Source organism: Gordonia sp. 11cp (assembly GCF_057767225.1).
Genome location: NZ_CM173437.1, coordinates 2,614,605 through 2,634,054, shown reverse-complemented (window position 1 = coordinate 2,634,054; position 19,450 = coordinate 2,614,605). Strand labels below are relative to the sequence as shown.

Below are 19,450 nucleotides of genomic sequence, written 5' to 3'. Positions count from 1 at the left end.
AACTAGGTCGCGAAGGAGTCGACGATCCGCTCGAGGACGGCGGCCACCTGCTCGGTGGCGGCCTCGCGATCGTCGGCGGCGGCGACGTAGAGCGCCGCCTCATCGAGAGCGCCGATCGCGACATGGGCCAGCGGGCGGGTGGGCTGCTCGACCGCCTGCCCCGTCGCGATCGCCGCCGCGATCAGACCCTCGACGAGTGCGAAGCCGAATTCTTCACCGCGAGCGCGCCATTCGCTCCAGCCCAGCACCGACGGCGCCTCGACCAGAGTGATGCGGTGCACTTCCGGCTCGGTACACAGCCGCAGGAAGAGGCGCATGCCCGACTTGAGCGCGGCGAGCGGATCGTCACCGGCCCGTTCGCCGACGTCCGCGGCGATCTGCGCGACGATCGACTGCTCCACGTCGTCGTAGACGGCGACGAAGAGCCCCTTCTTGTCGTCGAACTGGTGATACAGCGCACCGCGCGTGACACCGGCTTCGGCGACGATCTCCTGGGTGCCGACGTCGGCGAAACCGCGCTCACCGAAGAGTTTGCGTCCGGCGGCGATCAGCGCCGCGCGGGTGGCCGCGGTCCGCTCCGCCTGGGTACGACGATTGACTTTCATACAGTTTGCACGTAACTTTCATACTCAGTGTTCGTAAGTTATCTGAGTCTACGAGAAGCGGGTCTCGCCATGGCAACTGCACCGCGGGCGGCCACACCCCCACCCACCACACTTCCGAGCGTCGAACTGCCCTCCGGCGTCCTCGAGTACGCCACATACGGGCGCGCGGAGTCCGCGCATCCGCCGATCGTCTTCGTCCACGGCGCCGTCGTCGATCATCGCCTGTGGGAACCGACCGCGCTCCTGCTCGCCGAACGCGGGTTCAGGTGCCTGGTCCCCCTCATGCCCCTGGGCTCCCATCGCATTCCGCTCGGGCCCGGGGCGGACCGCTCGCCGCGCGGGATGGGCCGGCTCCTGCGGGAGTTCGTCGACCGGTTCGGCCTGTCCGCCGCGACGCTCGTGGCCAACGACTCCGGCGGCGCCATCACCCAGTTCGCGCTCGACGACGACCCGCGATTCGTCAGCCGGTTGGTGTTCACCAACTGCGATGCGTTCGATCTGTTCCCACCCCAGCCGTTCCGGCTGTACTTCGCACTGATGAAGCACCGTTGGCTGCTGAAGCCTCTGGCCGAGGCGATGCGACTGCGCGCACTGCGCCATTCCGCACTCGGGGCCGGCCTGCTGCTCAACGACCCGGACCCCGAACTCACCGGCTCGGTCTTCGAGCCGCTGCAGACCGATGCGCGCATCCGCGACGACTTCATCGCTTTCCTCCGAGGCATCAGTCCGGCCGAACTGGCGACGATCACCCCACGGATGTCCGGTGTCGACCTTCCGGTCCGCCTGGTCTGGGGACGCGACGACCGATGCTTCACCCCGGCGCACGGACGCCGGCTGGCCGCTGCCTTCCCAGGCGGCGCGCCGTTCGTCGAGGTTCCCGACGCACGGACCTTCGTGTCGCTCGACCAGCCGCGGGCCGTGGCCGACCAGATCGTCGAGCTCACCGTCGGGGACCTCACGTCGCCCTGACTGTCCGTCCCGCGAAGAAATTTCCTCCACACCCGTCGGATTGTCGCGTCCAGCCACGACGATGAAGGTGTGAGCAGCGACCAACCGGTTTCTTCGACCCGGGGACCAGAGGGATTGCTGGCAGTCTATGACCAGGCACTGCCAGAGGTGTACGGCTTCGTCGTGCGCCGCTGCCCGGATCGTCGCACCGCCGAGGACGTCACCTCGGAGACCTTCCTGGCCGCGATGGACTCCGTCCGACGACGACGCGACACCGAACCGACCACCGGGTGGCTGATCGGGATCGCCCGGCACAAGCTCGCCGATCACTGGCGACGCGCCCAGCGCACCCCGGAGCCCGTCGAGAATCCACCCGACCGCGGCAACGATCCGTGGGACACCGAACTCGACCGGATGGTCGCCCATCACACCCTGGGCCAGCTGTCGCCGGTCCATCGTTCGGTGCTGACGCTGCGCTACGTCGACGATCTCCCCGTCGGCGAGTGCGCGGAGATCCTGGGCCGCACGGTCGGCGCGACCGAGGCACTTCTCACCAGGGCCAAGCGCGCGTTCCGTGCCGCCTACCCCGAAACACAACCCCAGCCCAGCGGGAGAGGAGGTCACGCATGAGTACCCGGAACAGCTCGCGCTTCGACGCGACGCGAGATCCGCTGCACGTCCTGAACGCGGCGCGCACGCCGGGCTTCGACGATCCCGTTCGTCCCGACCGCGATTTCGCCGCCGCGCTGCGTGATCGCCTCGAGCGCGGCGCGAACCTACCCGAAGGAGTCGTCATGGCCACCGCAACACAACTCGATGCATCGGAGACCGCCCCGTCCGCTGCGCCCTCCCGAGGAGAACCGGTGGTGGAACGCCCCGGCGCCCTCCCGTATCTCGTCGTGGCCGAACCGCAGGCCGCGATCGACTGGTACGTCGACGCGTTCGGCGCACGGTTGCGCGGCGAACCGATCGTCATGGCCGACGGCGTGATCGGCCACGCCGAACTCGAATTGGGCGGCGGCGCGGTCTATCTCGCCGCCGAGTTCCCCGATCTCGGACTCCGCGCGCCCGCCCCCGGGCAGGTTTCGGTCAGCCTGATGGTCGCCGTCGACGACACCGACGATGCGGTCTCGAGCGCCGCCCGCGCCGGAGCCGCGGTGACCCGCGAGCCGTACGAAGCCCACGGCACCCGCACTGCGGTCGTCGTCGACCCGTTCGGGCACCGCTGGATGCTGAGCGGGCCGTCGAAGGCCACGACCCCCGCGGTGATCCGCCAGGGCGACGTGGGCTTCATGTCCCTGAACACGCCCGACGCCGCCCGTGCCCGGCGCTTCTACGGCGACGTCCTCGGCTGGGAGTTCGACTCACAGGGGCGGCGTGTCATCAACGTCGGTCATCGCCTCGGCATCTTCGAGACCCCGGGCGCCCCGACGATGTTCTGCGCGTACGCCGTCGACGACCTCGAGGCCGCCCACGAGCGCATCGTCGCGGCCGGCGGACAGGGGACGTTCGGTTCCAGTCCCGACGGACACCGCGTCGTCGACGCCGTCGATGATCAGGGCGTCCGATTCGCGGTCTTCGCCTCCGACCCGGAGGACACCCGGCCGGAGGCGCACCCGCGCGCACCCGGAGCCATGACCTACCTGACGGTGCTGACGCCCGACAGCGGACGGTTCCGCGAGTTCTACGGTTCGGTGCTCGGCTGGACGTTTTACGGCGGTCGCGTCGACGACGGCTGGGAGGTCGACGACTCCCGACCGCAGATCGGTCTCGCGGGCGGCGCGGACCGCCCGGTCGCCGTGCCGATGTGGACGACCGACGACGTCGTCGCCGCGGTCGAGCGCGTCCGCGCCGCGGGCGGGACGGTACTGGAGGAACCGAGCACCGCCCCGTACGGCGTCTCCGCGCGATGCGCCGACGACCAGGGCGGGCAGTTCTACCTCGGTCAGTTGTTCTGAGCACCCACCCGCACGCGCAGGAAGCAACACGGCATCAGCCCACCAACAGCCCGACGATCAGCACCACCATCGCTGCGGCGGTCAGCAGGGAGCGCACGACGTTCCACGGCACCCAGACGGCGGTGAACCGCGACCAGACCCTCTCCGCCTCGTCTCCGCGGACATCACCCGCGGCGTCGAGACGGTCGTTGGCGGGGACGTTGACGACCATCGTGATCACGATGCCGAGCGCGGTGAGGACCGTTGCGGCGAAGGCCCACCACCGGAGACCCGAACCCCAACCGAGCCAGACGGTCAGCGCGCCGAACAGCAGACCGCCGCCGAAGATCACCGCGAAGAGCGGGTTGAGGATGGCGCTGTTCATCCGTTGCATGGCCGCGACCGCGACGTCGGCACCGGCCCGGGTCAGACCCGGGATCACGGCGTAGCCGAATCCCGCCAGCACACCGGCGCTGAGCCCGGTGGTCACGATCGTCAGGGTCACCAACACCTCGCGCAGCAGATCCATGGGAACAGTTCAGCATCTCGCGAGGCGAAAACCGTGACCCGACCGGCGGATTTCCTGCTCCGCCGTCCGGATCCCGACTCCGGAGCGGCCACCGCCGTCATGGTTGACTCTTACCCATGTCCTCTCGCCCTCGCGTCCGGGCCCTGTCCGCGCGTCTGCCGTTCGGCATCGGGACCATCGTCTTCGTCCTGTGCGCCGCGCTGGTCGTGACCGGTGGCGTGGTGCTCGCGAGCGGTGACGCCCGGACCGACGACGGTGAGTACGCCTACGGCGAGCTGCGCGGATACGAACGTGAGCCGGGGACCGCCTGGACGATCGTCGGCCAGGAGGACCTGCCCGACTACGTCGGTGAGGTCACCATCGAGGTCGCCGACACCTCCGACGAGGGTTGGCTCATCACGTATCCGTCCGGATTGGGACGCTCGTTCGTGATGGTGGACCGGCGTACCGGAAAACTGCTGTGGGACAGCCCCATCAACGCGGGGCAGGGCGACTGCGCGGTCAACGAGGCGGGCCAGGTCGGTTGCGCGGTACAGCTGGGCACCCCGCTCGACGACGGTTTCTACCTCGTCGACGACGACGGGGTCCCGACCCGCACCGCGGAGTATCTGGACACCAAGGCGGTCGAGGGTCTCGGCACCGACTTCCTGCGCGTCAACCGGGTCGGGCACCAGGTCACGCTGAACACCCCGGCCGGCAACAACATCTGGGCACGGACCTTCGCGGCACCGGTCGTCGGCATCGAGGTATCCGGCGACATCGTCGTCATCAAGACCGCCGATGCCAGCCAGCACCTGGTCAACCCGGCTACCGGGGAGGACCGCATCGGTTGCGACCAGTGCGCGATCAAGCTCTACCCGACCGGAGTGACCGTCGACCACCAGGCCTACGGCGAGGAGAAGGTGGTCACCTACGCCACCGTCAACGGGCGGGTCGACGCCGATCCGGTCGCGGAGGCCGACGGCCTGCGCGTGCTGCCGGGACCGTCGACCCTGCCCGTCCTGAACGCGGCGAACCGGGTGTTCGCCGCCGAGGGACAGTACGAGGTCCGCGATCCCGCGCAAGCGAGGGCGCTGTGGCAGATCCGCGACGGCGAACTGTCCAAGGCCAATGCCGTCGCCTGTGGCTCCCTCGTCAACTTCGGCCGCCTCGACGGTTCACGGACGACGTACGCGCTCGCCGACGGCGCACACGTCGGCAGCGGGCCCCCGCCCGGTCCGCAGCAACCGATCCTCGCCAATCCGCGGTGCGTCGGGTCCAGCGGCACCACCATGGTCCTTGTCAATCAGGGGCTGCTGACCGGACTCACCCCGGGCAACACCGCGGCGTGGGAACGCGGCTTGTCCTCCCCCGGTCTCGTCCGGGTGGTCGACGGATACATCGTCGTCAGCGAGGGCAGCACCCTGTCGATGCTGCGCCCGAACTGACCCCGGCCGCTGCCCCGATCGTCCCGCCATCAACCATCGTGTGGGCCGTTTCACAGGCGCGCTCGAGCTTCGGGCCTTACCTGCACAAACACGAAAACGTCGTCCCGTACAGACCTGTTTCGGTTACGACAAGATAACGCTTTGCTCACGGCCGCGTGTACGGTCGGCTCGGTTCCGCAAGCACGAGCCACGAGATGTACACGCGAGGTCGATCAGTTTTGGGTAAGCACTCCAAGCCACGGAAGAGGTCCCGCACACCGCTGTGGGCCACCGCCCTCCTGCCGGTCGGCGTTCTGGCCGGCGCGGCCACCGCCGGAGCCGAGCTCTCCGGTCAGACACTGGCCCCGACGCCTGTGTCGGCGCCCCAGTCGCCCCAGTCCGCGACCGAGGCCACCACACCACCCGCCGTGACGCCTGCCGTCCGGGCCCACCCCATCGCGCCGACGCCCCCACCGCCCCCGGTCCGCCCGGCGAGCGTCACGACCGGCGCGGTCCCGGTGACCAACTACGACGCGTACTCCTCGGCCGCCAAGGCCGTCACGAGCGCCCACCCGCGCTGCGGCATCGACTGGAAGGTCATCGCCGGAATCGGTCGCGTCGAGTCCCATCACGCCGATCAGGGCAACGTGAACCCCGACGGCGTGCTGCGCAGTGCGATCTTCGGTCCGCGCCTCGACGGGTCCCTCGCCGGCAACCAGGTCATCGGTGACACCGACGGCGGCCAACTCGACGGCGACCCGGTCTACGACCGCGCGGTCGGCCCGATGCAGTTCCTGCCGTCGACATGGAAGATGTACGCCGCCGACGGCAATCGCGACGGAAAGTCCGACCCGCAGAACATCTTCGACGCCGCGCTGACCACCGCGAACTACCTGTGCGACGAAGACCTCGACCTGCGAGACTCGTCCTCGCTGGTGACGGCGGTGCTGCGGTACAACAACTCGATGGACTACGTGGACAAAGTCCTCGGTTTCGCCCGCGAGTACTGATCGCGCTCTCCTCGCACCTGGTCCGGAAGAACTGGAAGATCGGCCGTTCCGGAGTTGGGACACAGCGGCCCGCGGAGTCACGCACAGCAACGACACAGGGGCGACGCCGACGATGCGCAGGGCTCGGCGCTCGGGCTCGTGACCGACAGACGTCAACTCGACCGATGGACTTCGATCGAAGTCTGGGAGTCGAGTTGAAGTCTGTCGGTTACGAAACGCAGCTTTGTGCCGCCTCACCATCTGCGGTGCGAGAAGCGATAGCGACAACCTCCCACCTCTGCCCCCTGAGGTGCGAGGAGCGCAAGCGACGACCCCCCACCTCTGCCCCCTGAGGTGCGAGGAGCGCAAGCGACGAGCCACGAAGGGTCGGCGACCGAGGCTGCGAAACCCTTCGTGACGCTCGCAAGCTCGCTCCTCAGGGAGCAGGCACCAGCCCGCAAGCTCGCTCCTCAGGGAGCAGCCACCCGCTCGCACCTCAGGGAGCAGGCACCAGCTCGCAAGCTCGCTCCTCAGGGAGCAGGCACCAGCTCGGGCGCCAGGACCTCAGCCTTGCGTCAGGAACGCCTGCAGCGCAGCCGAATACATCGGCACGTCGTCGGCACCCATGAGCTCGCGTGCGGAGTGCATCGCCAGCTGTGGCGCGCCGACGTCGATCGTCGTGAGACCCGTGCGCGATGCCGTGATCGGTCCGATCGTCGACCCGCACGGCAGATCCGCCCGATGGACGTACCGCTGCATCGGGACGCCCGCGGCGTCGCATGCGAGCGCGAAGACGGCCTCTCCCACCGCATCCGACGCGTAGCGCAGGTTCTGGTTCACCTTGAGCACCGGGCCGCCGCCGATCGAGATGCGGTGGCCGGGTTCGTGCCGTTCGGGATAGTTCGGGTGGGTCGCATGGGCCATGTCGCCCGACAGGCACACACTCGCGGCCATCGCCCGCAGGAAGTCCTCGCGTGATCCGCCCCGCGCCAAGACGATTCGTTCGCAGACCGAGCCCAGGAAGTCCGAGGCGGCACCGCGTTCGGAACCGCTGCCGACCTCCTCGTGGTCGAACAGGACCAGCATCTTCGTGTGATTCGACGACCCGGCGTCGAGCAATGCGCGCAAACCCGTGTAACAGGTGCCCTGGTTGTCCAAACGGGGTGCGCTGAGCAGATTTCCGTCGGCACCGATGATCGCCGACGGTGCGACGTCGTGGGTCATGAGCTCCCAGCCGAGGACCGCGTCCGGATCGATCCCCGCATACTCCGACACCCAGCCCAGGACATCGGGAACCTCGTCACCGATCCCCCACACGGCGTTGACATGCCGTTGCGGATCGAGCGAGACGCCCTTGCGGTCCTCGGACAGATGGATCGCGAGCTGGGGCACCCGCACCACCGGCTCGGTGACATGGACCAGCGTGTGCGCCACCGAGTTTCCCGACCGGTACGCGAGACGGCCGGAGAGGCCGAGGTCGCGATCGAGCCAGGAGTTGAGCCACGCACCGCCGTAGGGTTCGAGCGCGACCATCGCGACTCCGGCCGACGAGCGGTCCGGATGCTGCTTGAGCCGCAGGTTGGGACTGTCGGTGTGCCCGCCGACGATGCGGAAGGCACCCGAGGGCCCTGTCTCCCAGGCGATGATCGAGCCGCCGCGGATCACGTAGTGCCGCGCCGACGGCGCGTCGAGGTCACCTCCGGGCCACTCCTGGTCCTCGAAAAGTCGCGTGTACCCGGCGTTTTCGAGTTCACGTGCCACCGTCGCACAGACGTGGAACGGCGACGGCGACGCGTCGACGAACTCGCCGAGCCCGCGCGCGGTCGCACTGGTCGGAATCCTGGCGGACGCACTCATCGGCGTGCCTGCTCTCACGCGGAGGCGAGAACCGAGTCGATCGCCGAGTAGAACAGTCCGAGGCCGTCGTCACTGGGGCCGGTGAGCGGCTCCGTGGCGTGCTCGGGGTGCGGCATCAGGCCGACGATCCGCCCGTCGGGGCTGGAGATCCCGGCGATGTCGAGCGACGAACCGTTGGGGTTCCGCTCGGGGAACCGGAACACCACGAGCCCCTCACCCTCGAGTTCCTCGAGCTTGCGCTCCGACGCCACGTAACGTCCTTCACCGGACTTGAGGGGGATCAGGATCTCCGCGCCCTGCTCGAACCGGGTCGTCCACGCCGTGGTGTTCGACTCGACACGCAGCCACTCGTCCCGGCAGATGAAGTGCAGGCCCTCGTTGCGGGTCAGTGCGCCCGGGAGCAGTCCGGCCTCACAGAGGACCTGAAAACCGTTGCAGATGCCGAGGATCGGCATCCCCTTGCCCGCGGCCTCGACGACCGATCCCATGACCGGCGCGAAACGGGCGATGGCACCGGCCCGCAGGTAGTCGCCATAGGAGAACCCGCCGGGCACGATGATGGCGTCGACACCCTTGAGGTCGGCGTCGCCGTGCCACAGTGCGACCGGCTCGGCGCCCGCGAGCCGGACCGCGCGGGCGGCGTCGACATCGTCGAGGGTGCCGGGGAAGGTGATGACCCCGATACGTGCTGTCATGTGCTGCTCTCTACTCCGCGACGCGCGAGACGTTGAAGTTCTCGATGACGGTGTTGGTCAGGAGTTCTTCGGCGATGCGCTCGAGGGTCGTGTCGTCGACCGTGTCGTCGACCTCGAGCTCGAAACGCTTGCCCTGCCGGACGTCGCCGATTCCGCTGAACCCGAGCCGACCCAGGGCGCCGACGATGGCCTGGCCCTGGGGGTCGAGAATCTCGGCTTTGGGCATCACGTCGACCACCACTCGCGCCATGGACCGCTCCTCAATGTCTGCTGGTCGGTTGTCGCCTGATCGGTGTGTCTCCCCGATCAGTTCACGCCGGTCAGCTTACCGGGTGCGCCAAATCGCCTCAGAGCACGGATTCGATGGCGGCGATGACCGTCGGGTCGGTCGGCTCGGTGCGCGGACGGAAGCGGTTGACGACCTCGCCGTCGGCGTTGACGAGAAACTTCTCAAAGTTCCACTGGATGTCGCCCGCTTCGCCGTCGGCGTCGGCGTGTTGGGTGAGTTCGGCGTACAGCGGGTGGCGACCGTCGCCGTTGACGTCGGTCTTCTCGAGCAGCGGGAAGGTCACACCGTAGGTCGCCGAGCAGAAGGTCGCGATCTCCTCGGCAGTACCCGGCTCCTGCCCCATGAACTGGTTGCACGGCACTCCGACGACGGTGAGCCCTTTGTCCCCGTATGTCTTGGCGAGCTCCTCCAGGCCGGCGTACTGCGGCGTGAGACCGCACTTGCTGGCGACGTTCACCACGAGAAGCGGTCCGCCGAAGTCGTTCAGCGAGACGTCGGAACCGTCGAGGGCAGAAACCGGGATGTCCTTGATGTTGGCCATGGACGCCAGGTTAGACGTCGCCGGCCGCGGAGCTTTCGAGACGTGGGTCACAGCACCGTGGCGCGTATGCACAAGGTCACCGTTGTTTGCGTTTCTGCAATAGTTGCATTTGCGTTAGCATCTTCCGGTGGCCGAAGAATGCATGGGTTTCCGCGGTGCCGATGAGTCGGTGTCTGCCGCATCGTCGGCGCTCAATGCATTCCTGGACCGACTCACCAGCCTGAGCCGGCCGGAAGCACTGGAAAGTCTGGCCTCCACCGACATCACGTTCTCCCAGCTGCGCATCCTCTCGGCACTCGGATGCCAGGCAGGTCCGATGTCGGTGAACGCGATCGCCGATCAGGTACAGCTGTCACTCGCGGCCGCCGGCCGGACAGTGGACAAACTGGTCGGCGGGGGCCTCGTCGATCGTCGCGAGGATCCGTCCGACCGGCGGGTCAAGCGCATCTCCCTCACCGACGCGGGAATGCGCTTCCTGGAGACCCACCTGGCAATGAAGCACGGAACCATCCAGGACTTCGTGGCCCGTCTGCCCGCCGAACTCCGGGACAACCTGTGTACGGCGCTACGTCCCATCGTCGACGACGACGTCGACCACTTCCGGCTGCCGGCCGACACCCGACACCGGGCCTCATGACCCCGAGGGCCGGCGCGCCGGCCCTGGTCACCAGCCTCTGAACCCGAACACCCTCGATCCCGGGGTTCGCACCAGACTCCCGCCCTCCACCTCGAGCGCGAGTCGGTGCGGCCTGTACAGATCTCGTCCGACCGATAGGAACACCCGAATGACTTCATCCACAGGTGGTCACCTGCACGAAGGCCCACCGGACACCAAGCTGGACCGACACGTCCTGTTGGTCGCCGGCGTGGTCGTGCTCGGCGCGATCATGTCGATCCTCGACGTCACCGTGGTGGCCGTCGCGCAGAACACCTTCCAGCAGGAGTTCGGCACCGACGCGGCCGGTGCCGCCTGGACGGCGACCGGCTACACCCTGGCGCTGGCCGCGGTGATCCCGCTGTCGAGTTGGGCGGCTTCGCGTTTCGGCACCAAGCGCGTCTACCTCGTCTCGCTGGTCCTCTTCACGCTGGGCTCGGTGCTCTGCGCGCTGGCGCCGAACATCGGGATGCTCGTCGCGTTCCGCGTGATCCAGGGACTCGGCGGCGGCATGCTGATGCCCGTCGGCATGATGATCCTGACCAAGGCCGCCGGTCCGGAACGCGTCGGCTCGGTCATGGCGGTTCTCGGTATCCCGATGCTCCTCGGACCCATCTCGGGCCCGATCCTGGGCGGCGTCCTGATCGAGCAGCTCAGCTGGCACTGGATCTTCCTGATCAACGTCCCGATCGGCATCGTCGCCCTGGTCTACTCGTGGATCGTCCTGCGCGACGACGCCGAGACCAGCCGACCGTCCTTCGACGTCGTCGGCCTGCTGCTGCTCTCCCCTGGTCTGGCACTGTTCCTGTTCGGCATCTCCTCGAGCGCCGAGCACCGGACGTTCATGTCGGCCTGGGTCCTGGTGCCGGCCATCGTGGGCGCGATCCTCATCGTCGCCTTCGTCTTCCATGCCCTGCGCAAGAAGAACCCGCTCCTCGACCTGCGCCTGTTCGCCAACCGCACGCTGAGCGTCTCGGTCATCACAATGGTGCTGTTCATGATCGCGTTCTTCGGTGCGGCACTGCTGTTCCCGCAGTACTTCATCGGCGTGCGCGGCGAGTCGACGCTGGCCGCCGGCCTGCTGCTGGCGCCGCAGGGCATCGGCGCGATGATCACCATGCCGATCGCCGGTCGTCTCACCGACAAGATGGGTCCGGGCAAGTTCGTCGTCAGCGGCATCGTGCTGATCGTGTTGGGCCTGGGCACATTCATGTTCCTGGGTGCGAACACCTCGTACTGGCTCCTCGGCGCCTCCCTGTTCGTGCAGGGCCTGGGAATGGGCCTGGCGATGATGCCGATCATGTCCGCGGCCCTCGCGACGCTCAGCAACTCGCAGGTCCCCGACGGCTCGACGCTGCTCAACGTGATCCAGCAGTCGGCGACCTCGATCGGCACCGCGGTCATCTCGGTGATCCTCGCCAGCAGTCTGGCCGGCAAACCGGAGGCCGGTCTCGCGATCATGGCCAACACCTCCGACGCACCGCTGCCCCCAGGAGTGCCGGATCCGTTGCCGGAGTCGTTCTTCGAGACGGCGGCGGACGTGTTCTCCAGCACCTTCACCATCGCGGTGGTGCTGATCGTGCTCACGCTGATCCCGGCGTTCTTCCTGCCCCGCAAGAGGATCGCCTCGCCGCTCACCGAAGAGGACATGGACCGCGGTCCGATCATGATGCACTGACGGCCCTGCTGGTCGAGCTCTCCCTTGCTGGTTGAGCTTGTCGAAACCACACGACGAAGCCCCGTTCGACTCGGTCGAACGGGGCTTCGTGGTTTCGACAAGCTCAACCAGCGGGAGGGGAGCTCAACCAGCGGGAGGGGAACTCAACCAGCGGGAGGGGAACTCAACCAGCGGGAGGGGGACTCAACCAGCGGTGCGGTCGAGTGCGCCGGACTGCTGGAGGATCCACGCCAGCTCGAACGCCACTTCTTCCCACTGCTTGTAGCGTCCACTGACGCCGCCGTGACCGGCCGACATCTCGGTCTTGAGCAGGACCGGGTTGTCGGATGTGGACTTCTCCTGAAGCCGCGCAACCCATTTCGCCGCCTCGGTGAACAACACCCGGGTGTCGTTCAGCGACGTCTGCGCGAGAATGGGCGGGTACGGCTTCGCCTCGACGTTCTCATAGGGCGTGTAGGTCTTCATGTACTCGTAGACCTTCGGGTCGTGCAACGGGTCACCCCACTCGTCCCACTCGATCACCGTGAGGGGAAGGGACGGATCGAGGATCGAGTTCAGAGCGTCGACGAACGGCACCGACGCCAGAATCCCGTTGAACAACTCGGGCGCGAGGTTGGCGACCGCACCCATCAGCAGTCCACCCGCGGACCCGCCCTCGGCGACCATCTGCTGCGGTGTCGTCCAACCGGTGTCGACGAGATGACGGGCCGCCGCGACGAAGTCGGTGAAGGTGTTGCGCTTGCTGAGTTCCTTGCCGTTCTCGTACCAGTGGCGACCCATCTCGCCGCCGCCGCGGATGTGGGCCAGGACGAACACCATGCCGCGGTCGAGCATCGACAGTCGCGCCACCGAGAAGTACGGGTCGATGCTCGCCTCGTAGGAGCCGTAGCCGTACAGCAGCAGCGGGGCGGGCTTGGCGGCGTCGGTCTCCTTGCGGCGCACCACCGACAGCGGGATGCGGGTGCCGTCCTCGGCGACGGCCCACTCGCGGGACTGCACGTAGTCGGCCGGGTCGTAGCCGCCCAGGACCGGCTGCCGCTTGAGCAGGGTGCGCTCGCCGGAGGCGACGTCGAGCTCGAACAGTTCGGCCGGCTCGATGAAGCTGCCGTACCCGATGCGGAGCTTGGGGGCACTCCATTCCGGGTTGGCCCCGAGGCCCGCCGAACTCAGCTCCTGATCGAAGGTGACCTCGGCGAAGTCCGACTCGGACGGGATGCCGTCGATCTGGCGGAGATCGGCGATCGCGAGCCGCGGCAGTGCATCCCGGCGGTAGGACAGGACCAGGTAGTCGGCGAAGGCGTCGAGATCCTCGATACGGCGCTGCGGGTCGTGCGCGATGAGTTCCCGGCGTGCCGACGGATCGTCGACAGGTGCGAGGTCGATGGCGAAGTTCTCCGCCTTCTGCCCGTCCCGGACATCGTTGTGCACGATGACGAGGTAGTCCTCGCCGTCGATGACCGCATGTTCGACGCTGTACTCGACTCCGTCGACTCGCGGTGCGACACTGCGGAACTCACCCGTCGGGTCGTCGGCGGCGAGCAGATAGCTCTCCGAGGTGATCTTGGAACCGACACCGATGACCAGGTACTTGTCACTTCGCGTGGTGCCCATCCCGACCCAGAACCGCTCGTCGGGCTCGTGGAAGACCTTCACATCGGCCGAGCCGGCGCCGATGTCGTGGCGCCACACCGTGTCCGGACGCCACGCGGCATCGACCGTCGAGTAGAAGACGTGCCGGGCGTCCGCCGACCAGACCGCACCCCCCGACGTGTCGCGCACCTCGTCGGGGAGCAGCTCGCCACTGCGAAGGTCCTTGACGCGCAGGGTGTATCGCTCGTCCCCGACGACGTCGATGCTGTAGGCCAGCCAGTTCCCGTCGTCGCTGACGGTCAGCGCCCCGAGGCTGAAGAAGTCATGGCCCTCGGCCTCGACATTGGCGTCGAGCAGGATCTCCTCGCCGGGCAGCGGGTCGTCGCCGACCTCCGGCGGGGTCCAGTCGTCGTCGGACCGGATCGGACAGCGGCAGGACGTCGAATACTGCTTGCCCTCATGGGTGCGCCCGTAGTACCAGTACCGGCCGCGCCGGTTGGGCACCGACATGTCGGTTTCCTTGGTACGACTCTTGATCTCGTCGAAGATCTGCGCGCGCAGGTCCGCCAGCTGGGCCGTGTGCGATTCGGTGAAGGCGTTCTGCGCCTCGAGGTAGGCGATCACCTCTGGATCGTCCTTGTCGCGCAACCATTCGTAATCGTCGACGAAGGTGTCGCCGTGGTGGGTGCGCTCGGTCGGCACCTTCTTGGCGACCGGCGGGGTCGCGTCGTGGACGGCCACGGTCTTCTCCTCGGTCACGAGATCACCTCCGCGTCGGGCCAGTCGGCAAAGGACTTCTGCGAGATCCACTCGTAGGCATCGATGTAACGCTGGCGCGTGCGGTCGACGACGTCGTCGGGCAACTCCGGCGGCGCCTCGTCGGACGCTCTGTCCCAACCGGATTCCGCACTCGTGAGCCAATTCCGTACGATCTGCTTGTCGAAGCTCGGCTGCACCTTGCCCGGCTCGTAGGTGGCGGCCTCCCAGTACCGCGACGAGTCGGGGGTGAGCACCTCGTCGGCCAGGACGAGTTCCCCGTCGGCCCCGCGGCCGAACTCGAACTTGGTGTCGGCGAGGATGATTCCGCGCTCGGCGGCGACCGCCGCGCCGCGTGCGTAGATGTCGAGTGTGGCCGACCGCAACGCCTGCGCCAGCTCCTGCCCCTCCTGCTCGACGACCCGCTCGAAACTGATGTTCTCGTCGTGCTCACCCTGCTCCGCCTTGGTGGCCGGGGTGAAGATCGGTTCGGGGAGCTTGCTCGCCTCCGCCAGACCTGCCGGCAGTTCGACGCCGCACACCGCTCCGGTCGCCTGGTAGTCGAGCAGGCCCGAGCCGGTCAGGTAGCCGCGGGCGACGCATTCGACCTGCACCATGGGCAGTCGGCGGACCACCATCGACCGGCCCAGCACGCGCGCCGGGATTCGGTCGTCGGTCGGCCCGCCGGCCAGGTGGTTGGGCACCCCGAGCTCGTCGAACCAGTAGAAGCTCATCGCCGTCAATATGCGTCCCTTGTCGGGGATCGCGGGACTGAGGACGTGGTCGTAGGCCGAGATCCGGTCGGACGCCACCAGCAGCAGGGTGTCGGCGTCGATCTCGTAGATCTCGCGGACCTTCCCCGACGCCAGATGCCGGTAGGACTGCAGTTCAGGACGCATGGACTCGACCCTAGAGGGTGAGGTGTCCACGCGGGGCGGCAGGGACCTCCCGTCCGGCCCCGGGCCGCGGGGTCTGCGATCCTGGACCGATGAGCGAGCCGCACATCACCATCACCTACTGCACGCAGTGCAACTGGCTGCTGCGAGCGTCGTGGATGGCCTCGGAACTGCTGAACACCTTCGGCACCGAGATCGGCTCGGTGACACTCGTCCCCGGCACCGGTGGCGTGTTCGTCGTCGACGTCGACGGCATCCAGATCTGGGAACGCAAGCGTGACGGCGGCTTCCCCGGCGCTCCCGAACTCAAGCGGCGCGTCCGCGACACCGCCCTACCGGACTGGCAGCTCGGGCACGGCGACGCCACCGCGCCAGAATGACCCCGATCCCTGAGGAGCCCCGGAGCTTGCGGAGGGGCGTCACGAAGGGTCTACAGACGTACTAGAGAATCGGCGCCGGCGTGTAACCCGCGGCGTCCGGGTACTGCCCGATGATCTTCTCCGCGGCCGCGATCACATCGGCGACCTGCTGCTCGGCGGCACCCACGAAGGCGGTCTTGTCGGCCAGCAGCTCGTCGAGCTGGGCCCGGTCGAGCGGAAGACGATCGTCGGCGGCGAGCCGGTCGAGCAGGTCGGGTTCCCGCCCTTCCTCTCGCATGGCCAGTGCGACGGCGACGGCGTTCTCCTTGATCGCCTCGTGCGCGGTCTCCCGGCCGACACCGGCGCGGACCGCGGCCATCAGGACCTTCGTGGTCGCCAGGAACGGCAGGTACCGGTCGAGTTCGTTGGCGATCACCGCCGGGTAGGCGCCGAACTCGGCGAGAACGGTCAGGAAGGTCTCCATCAGTCCGTCGATCGCGAAGAAGGCGTCGGGCAGGGCCACGCGGCGCACCACCGAGCAGAAGACGTCGCCCTCGTTCCATTGCGCGCCGGCCAGTTCCGCGGCCATCGAGCCGTAACCCCGGAGCACGACGGCGAGCCCGTTGACGCGCTCACAGCTGCGGGTGTTCATCTTGTGCGGCATCGCCGAGCTGCCGACCTGGCCGGGCTGGAAGCCCTCGGTCACGAGCTCGTGGCCGGCCATCAATCGGATGGTGTGGGCCAGCGACGACGGCGCCGCGGCCATCTGCACGAGAGCCGAGACCACATCGTGGTCGAGCGAACGAGGGTAGATCTGGCCGACCGAGGTGAACGAGCGCGCGAACCCGAGATGGGCGGCGACGCGGTCCTCGAGGTCGGCGAGTTTGGTGGCGTCGCCGCCGAGCAGGTCGAGCATGTCCTGCGAGGTGCCCATCGGACCCTTGATACCGCGCAGTGGATAGCGATCGATGAGCTCGCGCAGCCGGGTCAGCGCGATCATGAGTTCGTCGGCCGCCGAGGCGAACCGCTTGCCGAGGGTGGTCGCCTGGGCGGCGACGTTGTGACTGCGCCCGGCCATGACCGTCGAGGAGTAGTCGGCCGCCAGGGCGACGATGCGGGCCAGCACCGCGACCCCGTGCGCGTGGACATGCTCGAGTGACCGCAGGATCTGCAGCTGCTCGACGTTCTCGGTGAGATCCCGGCTGGTCATGCCCTTGTGGATCTGCTCGTGACCGGCCAGGGCGTTGAACTCCTCGATCCGGGCCTTCACGTCGTGGCGGGTGACGCGTTCACGGTCGGCGATCGACGCGAGGTCGACCTGGTCGACGACGCGCTCGTAATCCGCGATGGCGTCCGCCGGTACGTCGATGCCGAGGTCGCGCTGAGCCTTGAGCACCGCGATCCACAGTCGCCGTTCGAGTTCGATCTTGGTGGTCGCCGACCACAGCTCGGCGAGGTCGGCGGAGGCATAGCGGCTGGCCAGGACGTTGGCGATGGCGGGCTTCGACACCCGCCCAGTGTAGGTTGCCGCCGGAGACAAACCGAAACCCCTGTTCGGTCCACCTGCCATCTACTTGCGGTCCACCTGCGGGGGGACCACCGTCGGCCTCAGAAGGCGAAGCACGCCCCGTTGGAGCCGTATCCCTGCCGCACGCGGACGAACGTCGGCTGCGAGACCTTCCCGTTCTGCACGGCATACAGGTACTTGTCGCCGATGCGGTGCGGGACCCAGGTGGTCGAGGCGAGCGCGCCCTGGGGCAGGTCGCGTCCCACGAAGCGCGGTGGCAGGCCCGCCTTGACCTCGAAGAACTCGACCCAACCGGACGAGTTGACCGCGACCGTCAGCGGATACGTGCAGCCGGTGCCGTACACCGCCGAGGAGAGCGGGACCGACGCATCGACCCGGCCGGCCGGCGCCGCCTGCGCCGACGGGGCCAGCAGTGCGGTCGTGCTCATCACCGCCGCGCCGAGCGCGGCTCCGATCCCCAGAATCCACCGTCGTCCCGACACACGATCCCCTTCCCCGTTTGGTGACCTGACGCTCCATCGTGTCATCGTCACGCGGACCACGCGGCCGATTCACGAGGTTCGCCCTCGCGGGTCACTCCCGAGGGGCGAGGACGTCGACGATGTCGAGCAGTGCGTCGCGCACGGCGTCGACGGGCCGCACCGCGGTCTGGCTGAGTGCGCCGACGATGGCACCGTCCTCGATGCCGATCAGTTGCGCGATGTGCACGGGGTCGGCGACACGGTGGGATTTGACCAGCACCTCGCAGTGATGGAGGGCCAGCGACTGTCCCCGCGCGGCGACGACGTCGCGCAGGAGGGGGTGGCGCGCCGCGAGCGCGATCATCTCGTATCGCGCGGACAGCTGCTGGAGGGTGGTGTCGGAGCCGACGAAGACGTCGGCGAGCACGCCCGCCGTCGCCGCGCTCCCCCGGTGCCGTCGCGGAAGAGCGTTGCAGCGCGCGGAGACTGCGGCCTCGTCGTGCGCACACAGGTTGGCCGCGGCCTCGGCCATCAGGTCGTCGAGCGAGCCGAAGTAGTAGGTCGTCGACGCCAACGGGAGCTGCGCGCGCTCGGCCACCGCACGATGACGCACGGCGTCGAAGCCGCCTTCGAGCAACAGCTCACCGGCAGCCTCGATCAATCGAGACCGCCGCCGCGCACCCTTCGGTGTCGCTGCCGAGGTCATCATGGATGTTCATGCTGCCAAAGGGTCGGTACCGTCGTATCGCTTTCACGAAAGCGGCGCACGCGCAGGAGGATTCCCGTATAAGTCCGCTGACCTCCAGGAACGTCCTATTCGACGCCGCCCGCTCGCTGTGCTCCCGGCGCGGACCGACGCCGCCCGCTCACTACGCTCCCGGCTGCGGTCCGGCGGCCTCGTCAGTCGGACATCGGACACCGGGGTACGACGCCCATGCCCGCGGTTACCGTGAGCGCATGCAGTTCGACGGCCTCCACGCTGTCGCCGATTACGCGGCGCTCTACACCTGTCTGCGACAGGTCGCGTTCGCCGGTTTCCTCCGCGAGCGGCTGGGGAACTTCGAGGCGCGCTGCGACCCGGCGGAGCGGGCCGTCGTCTTCACCTCGACATCCCCTCCCGGCCAGGACGGCCAGCACGATCCGTTCCGTTCGCGGGCCATCCTGATCGCGGTGATCGAGACGGACGCGATCGTGTGGGGCTGGGCTCATCCCCGCGGCGAACCGTCCGGTCCCGCATCCGCGCTACGGGACGTCGGTGCCCGATTCGGCGTCGACGACTTCGCCGTTCCCCGGGTGCCGTTGCCGCCCAACCTGTCCCGCGATCAGATCACCGGCTACCGGACGCAGGCGATCGACATCGTGGCCGCGGCCGCGGTCGAGAGCACCGGGATCAGTCCGTACTGGACGGCACGACTCGACGACGGGGAACTCGCGGTGTACCTCCTCGACGACGTCGCACTCCCCGAACCGAGCTTCGCCGACTTCGCCACGACGATGCCGACGGTGATGAGATCTCTTGCGGTCAACGATCATCGGGTGGCGATCCACGGGATGGCCGCGCGGCGCGGCTGGCACATCAGCTGGCGGACCGGTTCCGACGGCGGGCGGTCGCCGATCTGCGACGTCACTGATGGCGAGTCGGTGGCACACGTCGAGTTCGACCGACGCGCGCGGCCCGTCGACTTCAGCTGTGAACTCGTCGGGCAGGCCTGACCCCGCGGCTTTCTCCGC

The 19,450-nt window shown here is 68.2% G+C and carries 20 protein-coding genes; 9 read left to right on the top strand and 11 right to left on the bottom strand.

The genetic code is table 11. The features are described from left to right. Positions 1 to 2 precede the first annotated feature (2 nt). Entirely contained in the window at positions 3 to 605 is a 603-nt protein-coding gene (locus AC3B6C_RS11770; RefSeq protein WP_010844210.1) for a TetR/AcrR family transcriptional regulator, read from the bottom strand. A gap of 69 nt (positions 606 to 674) precedes the next feature. Here AC3B6C_RS11770 and AC3B6C_RS11765 point away from each other — a divergent pair, with 69 nt between their 5' ends. The 3 genes from AC3B6C_RS11765 (at position 675) to AC3B6C_RS11755 (ending at position 3,511) form a co-directional block, all read left to right on the top strand. Further along, positions 675 to 1,574 (top strand): alpha/beta fold hydrolase, encoded by a 900-nt coding sequence (locus tag AC3B6C_RS11765; protein ID WP_488376124.1) that lies wholly within the window; start codon positions 675 to 677, stop codon positions 1,572 to 1,574. 114 nt (positions 1,575 to 1,688) lie between these two features. Beyond that, the gene (locus AC3B6C_RS11760; protein ID WP_014925439.1) at positions 1,689 to 2,183 is read left to right on the top strand and encodes an RNA polymerase sigma factor; all 495 of its coding nucleotides are present in this window, start codon (positions 1,689 to 1,691) and stop codon (positions 2,181 to 2,183) included. Further along, positions 2,180 to 3,511 (top strand): VOC family protein, encoded by a 1,332-nt coding sequence (locus AC3B6C_RS11755; RefSeq protein ID WP_488376123.1) that lies wholly within the window; start codon positions 2,180 to 2,182, stop codon positions 3,509 to 3,511. The genes AC3B6C_RS11760 and AC3B6C_RS11755 overlap by 4 nt, the downstream gene beginning before the upstream one ends. 34 nt (positions 3,512 to 3,545) lie before the next feature. Here the strand turns inward: AC3B6C_RS11755 and AC3B6C_RS11750 are convergent, their stop codons facing one another. After that, positions 3,546 to 4,019 (bottom strand): anthrone oxygenase family protein, encoded by a 474-nt coding sequence (locus tag AC3B6C_RS11750; protein WP_014925437.1) that lies wholly within the window; start codon positions 4,017 to 4,019, stop codon positions 3,546 to 3,548. Between the two features lie 116 nt (positions 4,020 to 4,135). Between AC3B6C_RS11750 and AC3B6C_RS11745 the strand changes: the two genes are divergently transcribed. Then, entirely contained in the window at positions 4,136 to 5,446 is a 1,311-nt protein-coding gene (locus AC3B6C_RS11745; RefSeq protein WP_488376122.1) for a hypothetical protein, read from the top strand. A 218-nt stretch (positions 5,447 to 5,664) separates the two neighbouring features. Beyond that, positions 5,665 to 6,435 (top strand): lytic transglycosylase domain-containing protein, encoded by a 771-nt coding sequence (locus tag AC3B6C_RS11740; RefSeq protein WP_488376121.1) that lies wholly within the window; start codon positions 5,665 to 5,667, stop codon positions 6,433 to 6,435. A gap of 543 nt (positions 6,436 to 6,978) precedes the next feature. Here the strand turns inward: AC3B6C_RS11740 and AC3B6C_RS11735 are convergent. The 4 genes from AC3B6C_RS11735 to AC3B6C_RS11720 form a co-directional block, all read right to left on the bottom strand. Beyond that, the gene (locus AC3B6C_RS11735; RefSeq protein ID WP_488376120.1) at positions 6,979 to 8,271 is read right to left on the bottom strand and encodes a M18 family aminopeptidase; all 1,293 of its coding nucleotides are present in this window, start codon (positions 8,269 to 8,271) and stop codon (positions 6,979 to 6,981) included. A gap of 14 nt (positions 8,272 to 8,285) precedes the next feature. Beyond that, complete coding sequence (gene purQ, locus AC3B6C_RS11730; RefSeq protein WP_010844202.1) at positions 8,286 to 8,966, bottom strand: phosphoribosylformylglycinamidine synthase subunit PurQ; 681 nt, start codon at positions 8,964 to 8,966, stop codon at positions 8,286 to 8,288. Positions 8,967 to 8,976: 10 nt separating this feature from the next. Then, the gene (gene purS, locus AC3B6C_RS11725; RefSeq protein ID WP_010844201.1) at positions 8,977 to 9,216 is read right to left on the bottom strand and encodes a phosphoribosylformylglycinamidine synthase subunit PurS; all 240 of its coding nucleotides are present in this window, start codon (positions 9,214 to 9,216) and stop codon (positions 8,977 to 8,979) included. Between the two features lie 97 nt (positions 9,217 to 9,313). Further along, complete coding sequence (locus tag AC3B6C_RS11720) at positions 9,314 to 9,796, bottom strand: glutathione peroxidase (RefSeq protein WP_010844200.1); 483 nt, start codon at positions 9,794 to 9,796, stop codon at positions 9,314 to 9,316. A 142-nt stretch (positions 9,797 to 9,938) separates the two neighbouring features. Between AC3B6C_RS11720 and AC3B6C_RS11715 the strand changes: the two genes are divergently transcribed. Beyond that, positions 9,939 to 10,433: a MarR family winged helix-turn-helix transcriptional regulator gene (locus AC3B6C_RS11715; RefSeq protein WP_010844199.1), complete on the top strand. Its 495-nt coding sequence runs from the start codon at positions 9,939 to 9,941 to the stop codon at positions 10,431 to 10,433. Positions 10,434 to 10,581: 148 nt separating this feature from the next. Then, positions 10,582 to 12,129, top strand: coding sequence for a DHA2 family efflux MFS transporter permease subunit (locus AC3B6C_RS11710; protein WP_010844198.1), 1,548 nt, complete (start codon positions 10,582 to 10,584; stop codon positions 12,127 to 12,129). 183 nt (positions 12,130 to 12,312) lie between these two features. Here the strand turns inward: AC3B6C_RS11710 and AC3B6C_RS11705 are convergent, their stop codons facing one another. Both AC3B6C_RS11705 and AC3B6C_RS11700 read right to left on the bottom strand, forming a co-directional pair. Further along, positions 12,313 to 14,478, bottom strand: a complete 2,166-nt coding sequence (locus AC3B6C_RS11705) for a S9 family peptidase (RefSeq protein WP_010844197.1) — start codon at positions 14,476 to 14,478, stop codon at positions 12,313 to 12,315. Next, complete coding sequence (locus AC3B6C_RS11700; protein ID WP_488376119.1) at positions 14,475 to 15,374, bottom strand: phosphoribosylaminoimidazolesuccinocarboxamide synthase; 900 nt, start codon at positions 15,372 to 15,374, stop codon at positions 14,475 to 14,477. Before AC3B6C_RS11700 ends, AC3B6C_RS11705 begins: the two co-directional genes overlap by 4 nt. An 89-nt stretch (positions 15,375 to 15,463) precedes the next feature. Here AC3B6C_RS11700 and AC3B6C_RS11695 point away from each other — a divergent pair, with 89 nt between their 5' ends. After that, positions 15,464 to 15,751 (top strand): Rdx family protein, encoded by a 288-nt coding sequence (locus AC3B6C_RS11695; protein ID WP_488376118.1) that lies wholly within the window; start codon positions 15,464 to 15,466, stop codon positions 15,749 to 15,751. Positions 15,752 to 15,812: 61 nt separating this feature from the next. Here the strand turns inward: AC3B6C_RS11695 and purB are convergent, their stop codons facing one another. The 3 genes from purB to AC3B6C_RS11680 all read right to left on the bottom strand — a co-directional run bounded on the left by purB (position 15,813) and on the right by AC3B6C_RS11680 (position 18,425). Further along, a complete protein-coding gene (gene purB / locus AC3B6C_RS11690) occupies positions 15,813 to 17,240 on the bottom strand; it encodes an adenylosuccinate lyase (RefSeq protein WP_055476789.1) in 1,428 nt (475 codons plus the stop codon). Between the two features lie 98 nt (positions 17,241 to 17,338). After that, positions 17,339 to 17,740, bottom strand: coding sequence for a hypothetical protein (locus AC3B6C_RS11685; RefSeq protein WP_014925426.1), 402 nt, complete (start codon positions 17,738 to 17,740; stop codon positions 17,339 to 17,341). 91 nt (positions 17,741 to 17,831) lie between these two features. After that, a complete protein-coding gene (locus AC3B6C_RS11680; protein ID WP_193363251.1) occupies positions 17,832 to 18,425 on the bottom strand; it encodes a TetR/AcrR family transcriptional regulator in 594 nt (197 codons plus the stop codon). Positions 18,426 to 18,676: 251 nt separating this feature from the next. Between AC3B6C_RS11680 and AC3B6C_RS11675 the strand changes: the two genes are divergently transcribed. Next, complete coding sequence (locus AC3B6C_RS11675; RefSeq protein WP_055476790.1) at positions 18,677 to 19,432, top strand: DUF6882 domain-containing protein; 756 nt, start codon at positions 18,677 to 18,679, stop codon at positions 19,430 to 19,432. The last annotated feature ends 18 nt before the right edge of the window (positions 19,433 to 19,450 follow it).

What these genes read in the sequence shown, in the direction of transcription:
- purS (WP_010844201.1), bottom strand. Translation starts at nt 9,216, where the DNA reads ATGGCGCGAGTGGTGGTCGACGTGATGCCCAAAGCCGAGATTCTCGAC.
- AC3B6C_RS11745 (WP_488376122.1), top strand. Translation starts at nt 4,136, where the DNA reads ATGTCCTCTCGCCCTCGCGTCCGGGCCCTGTCCGCGCGTCTGCCGTTC.
- AC3B6C_RS11715 (WP_010844199.1), top strand. Translation starts at nt 9,939, where the DNA reads ATGGGTTTCCGCGGTGCCGATGAGTCGGTGTCTGCCGCATCGTCGGCG.
- AC3B6C_RS11720 (WP_010844200.1), bottom strand. Translation starts at nt 9,796, where the DNA reads ATGGCCAACATCAAGGACATCCCGGTTTCTGCCCTCGACGGTTCCGAC.
- AC3B6C_RS11750 (WP_014925437.1), bottom strand. Translation starts at nt 4,019, where the DNA reads ATGGATCTGCTGCGCGAGGTGTTGGTGACCCTGACGATCGTGACCACC.
- AC3B6C_RS11735 (WP_488376120.1), bottom strand. Translation starts at nt 8,271, where the DNA reads ATGAGTGCGTCCGCCAGGATTCCGACCAGTGCGACCGCGCGCGGGCTC.
- AC3B6C_RS11710 (WP_010844198.1), top strand. Translation starts at nt 10,582, where the DNA reads ATGACTTCATCCACAGGTGGTCACCTGCACGAAGGCCCACCGGACACC.
- AC3B6C_RS11755 (WP_488376123.1), top strand. Translation starts at nt 2,180, where the DNA reads ATGAGTACCCGGAACAGCTCGCGCTTCGACGCGACGCGAGATCCGCTG.
- purQ (WP_010844202.1), bottom strand. Translation starts at nt 8,966, where the DNA reads ATGACAGCACGTATCGGGGTCATCACCTTCCCCGGCACCCTCGACGAT.
- AC3B6C_RS11675 (WP_055476790.1), top strand. Translation starts at nt 18,677, where the DNA reads ATGCAGTTCGACGGCCTCCACGCTGTCGCCGATTACGCGGCGCTCTAC.
- AC3B6C_RS11700 (WP_488376119.1), bottom strand. Translation starts at nt 15,374, where the DNA reads ATGCGTCCTGAACTGCAGTCCTACCGGCATCTGGCGTCGGGGAAGGTC.
- AC3B6C_RS11770 (WP_010844210.1), bottom strand. Translation starts at nt 605, where the DNA reads ATGAAAGTCAATCGTCGTACCCAGGCGGAGCGGACCGCGGCCACCCGC.
- AC3B6C_RS11695 (WP_488376118.1), top strand. Translation starts at nt 15,464, where the DNA reads ATGAGCGAGCCGCACATCACCATCACCTACTGCACGCAGTGCAACTGG.
- AC3B6C_RS11680 (WP_193363251.1), bottom strand. Translation starts at nt 18,425, where the DNA reads ATGACCTCGGCAGCGACACCGAAGGGTGCGCGGCGGCGGTCTCGATTG.
- AC3B6C_RS11765 (WP_488376124.1), top strand. Translation starts at nt 675, where the DNA reads ATGGCAACTGCACCGCGGGCGGCCACACCCCCACCCACCACACTTCCG.